We start from the raw sequence: 1,571 nt of genomic DNA, 5'->3' as shown, positions 1-1,571 counted from the left end.
GAGGTCAATAAATTGACGACGCTTATGAACAGGGTGTTGCAGCAGTACGAAACCTCCCGGGCCCACCCGGCCGCCGGAAACCCATGGGGTACGTTCACCAGCGTGTCCCGTCCCGAACCCACCCCCGAAGCCATAGAGGTCGGCCGCGCGATCCGCGAGTGCCGCACGGCGCGCCGGGTCTCCATGGCCGTGCTGGCCGCCCGCTCGGGCCTCTCGCAGCCCTTCCTCAGCCAGCTCGAACGCGGACTGGCCACCCCCAGCCTCAGCTCGATCTACCGGATCGCCGAGGCCCTCGACGTGGCCCCCGGGACCTTCCTGCGGCCGCCGGGCCGGCCGGGCGTGGTCAGCCACGAGAGCGACCCGCAGGTGATCCGCGTCAGCGAGGCCGCCGGGCAGGTGGCCCGGGTGCTCATCCCGGGCGGGCGCAGCGCGCTGATGGAGGCCTACGAGCACCACTTCGAGCCGGGACAGGGCGAGCGCGGCTGGTTCGAGCATCCCGGCGAGGACTTCCTCTACGTGCTGGAAGGGTCGGTCGTCCTCGAAGTGCGGGGCGAGGAACCCCTGTTGCTGACCGCCGGCCAGAGCGCCCACCACCGGGGCGACCTGCCGCACCGCTGCGTACTGGCCGACGGCGGCACGGCGGCCGCGCGCACCCTGCTCGTCATCGCCAGTCCGTAGTCCGCGGTCCGTAGTCCGCGGTCGGGGAATCCGGAGCGGGACTCCGTGACTCTGGACCGGAACGGCGGTCTCCCCTTCCGTGTAAGGCTTGTGCTGGAATGTCCCCACACGGTCCGTACACGGCAGTGGGGTGGACACGATGCCTCTTGAGGGCGAATACGATCCGAGCCCGGCGCGGTGGGTGCGCGAACAGGTGGAGCTGTACGAGAGTTCTGGCGGCACGCGGGGCACGACGCTCTGGGACACCGGCCTGCCCGTCGTCATCGTCACGATGCGCGGCGCGAAGAGCGGCAGGATCCGCAAGATCCCGCTGATGCGCGTGGAGCACGAGGGGCGCTACGCGGCGGTGGCCTCCAAGGCCGGCTTCCCGCGCCACCCGGTCTGGTACTTCAACCTCAAGGCCCACCCGCGGGTCGACCTCCAGGACGGCCCCGAACGGCGGGTCATGACGGCGCGTGAGATCGCCGGGGACGAGAAGGCCCGGTGGTGGCGGCGCGCGGTCGCCGCGTACCCGCCGTACGCCGAGTACCAGGAGAAGACCGACCGCGTGATCCCCGTCTTCGTGCTCGAACCCGACCACCCGAAAAAAAAGCCGCGGTACGAGCTGACGGAAAGTCAGGCGCCGCGCACGGGGGCGTCCTGCGGCGCCGCGTAACAGCGTACGGAAACCAGCCGGTCCGGCGCCCAGCGCTGCTCGACGGTCGCCAGCGGGATCCAGCCGAGGCGCTCGTACAGCGCGGCGGCCGCGGTGTCGGAGGCCACCACGTCGAGCACCGGGTGCAGCCCGAGCTCCCGCGCCGCGTGCACGGCCCGCGCCCTCACCAGGGCGCCGATGCCGTGCCCGCGCGCGCCGGGCGCGCCCCTCCGGCTGACGACGGCCGTGCCCGCGACGG

At 72.2% G+C, this 1,571-nt stretch carries 3 protein-coding genes; 2 read left to right on the top strand and 1 reads right to left on the bottom strand.

The window, feature by feature from the left end:
• Window positions 1-102: 102 nt before the first annotated feature.
• Together SSNG_RS03135 and SSNG_RS03130 are read left to right on the top strand one after the other, a co-directional pair.
• Window positions 103-678, top strand: a complete 576-nt coding sequence (locus SSNG_RS03135; RefSeq protein WP_007262342.1) for an XRE family transcriptional regulator — start codon at window positions 103-105, stop codon at window positions 676-678.
• Between the two features lie 139 nt (window positions 679-817).
• Entirely contained in the window at window positions 818-1,333 is a 516-nt protein-coding gene (locus SSNG_RS03130) for a nitroreductase family deazaflavin-dependent oxidoreductase (protein ID WP_007262341.1), read from the top strand.
• Here the strand turns inward: SSNG_RS03130 and SSNG_RS03125 are convergent.
• On the bottom strand, window positions 1,294-1,571 hold a 278-nt coding region (locus tag SSNG_RS03125; RefSeq protein WP_128636848.1), incomplete at its 5' end, for a GNAT family N-acetyltransferase. The genes SSNG_RS03130 and SSNG_RS03125 overlap by 40 nt on opposite strands.

The sequence above is a fragment of the Streptomyces sp. C genome (assembly GCF_000158895.1).
Taxonomy (GTDB): domain Bacteria; phylum Actinomycetota; class Actinomycetes; order Streptomycetales; family Streptomycetaceae; genus Streptomyces; species Streptomyces racemochromogenes.
This window is presented reverse-complemented; position numbering and strand designations above follow the sequence as displayed.

Coding starts and splice junctions, on each gene's coding strand:
- SSNG_RS03130 (WP_007262341.1), top strand. CDS start 818: ATGCCTCTTGAGGGCGAATACGATCCGAGCCCGGCGCGGTGGGTGCGC.